Raw genomic sequence first — 1,450 nt, forward strand, 5'->3', positions numbered from 1 at the left:
TGACCTCCTAATGATGTTGTCAAGCCGCTGATGTGACGGGGAGTGCAGGCTCGTAGCTCTTCCCGTCACGGATCAGGGCCCATAGAACGTTGACCCGCCGACGGGCCAGGGCGAGGACCGCCTGGGTGTGTCGCTTGCCCTCGGCACGTTTGCGCTCGTAGAAGCGGCGGGATTCCTCGCAGCTGCGGATGCTGATCAGAGCGGAGGTGTAGAAGACGCGCTGGAGGCCACGGTGGTAGCGCCGGGGGCGGTGCAGGTTGCCGCTGACCTGGCCGGAGTCGCGGGGCACAGGCGCGACTCCGGCCAGGCTGGCAAGGCGATCCGGGGTGCCGAAGCGACTCATGTCGCCGGCAGTGGCGGCCACGAACTCCGCTCCCAGGAGTGGTCCGATACCGGGCATGCTGGTGATCACTTCGGCGAGCTCGTGCTCGCGAAACCGGGCCGCAATGAGCTTGTCGATCTCGGTGATCTGCTCGTTGAGGCTCATCACCTCCTTGGCGAGGGCGTGGATCACCTGGGCGGCGATCTTCTCCCCGGGCAGGGTGGTGTACTGGCGCTCGGCGGCCTCGACAGCTGCCGCGGCGAGGGCTTCGGCTCCTCGAACCTTGCGGTTTCGAAGCCAGGTGGTCAGCCTGGCGCGTCCCGTCCTTCGCAGTGCGGCCGGCGTCTGGTAGCCGGCCAGCAGGACCAGCGGGCCGACGTTGCCGGGATCCAAGACCCGCTCCAATGCCGGGAAGATGCTGGTGAGTTGACCGCGTAGGCGGTTGATCCTGCGGGTCCGGTCGGCGTTCAGGTCGGCCCGGCGGCCGGTGAGGATCCGCAGCTCGACGGCCTGCTCGCCGTCGGGTCGCAGGACGGCCAGGTCCCGACGCATACGGGCCTGATCGGCGATGACGGTGGCATCCTTTGCGTCGGTCTTGCCGGTGCCCCGGTAACCGGCGGCTGCCCGGTTGACCGCCAGGCCGGGTATGTAGACCAGCTCCTGGCCGTGATTGAGCAGGATGTTGATCCACAGGGCGGCCATGCCGTCGGCGACGTCGACAGCCCAGGCCACGTCATCGTCCAGGGCCAGCACGTCGGCGAGCAGGGCCAGCAGTTCCGGCTCGTCGTTCAGCACTTTCCGCGACAGGAGCCGCCTGCCCTCGGCATCCAGCACCACGCAGTGGTGGTGGGTCTTGCCGATGTCCGTTCCCGCCCAGATCCGGGCCACCTGTCCTCCGGTTGTTCGATGTGGGTTGCGCTCCGGACGACCTCGCCAGCGTGGTCCTACTCAGCGATGCACCCGAGGGGCTCGCGACTCCTAATCAGCGGTCGAGTCGTCGTGAGACACCGGGCGGCCAGGTCAGCTGAACCATCGCGTGCAACCGGCTGAAAGCCATACCCGGTGTCCCTGGGCCTCAGGACCATACGACTGGCCCCTCTGCCACACCAACAACGTAGGACCGGCTGA

1 protein-coding gene is annotated in these 1,450 nt (G+C 67.7%); it reads right to left on the bottom strand.

The genetic code is table 11. The features are described from left to right. Positions 1–19: 19 nt before the first annotated feature. Positions 20–1,210: an IS110 family transposase gene (locus ABH937_RS38180; RefSeq protein WP_370220858.1), complete on the bottom strand. Its 1,191-nt coding sequence runs from the start codon at positions 1,208–1,210 to the stop codon at positions 20–22. Positions 1,211–1,450: the final 240 nt, after the last annotated feature.

The organism is Kitasatospora sp. GAS1066B (genome assembly GCF_041262605.1).
Lineage (GTDB): Bacteria > Actinomycetota > Actinomycetes > Streptomycetales > Streptomycetaceae > Kitasatospora.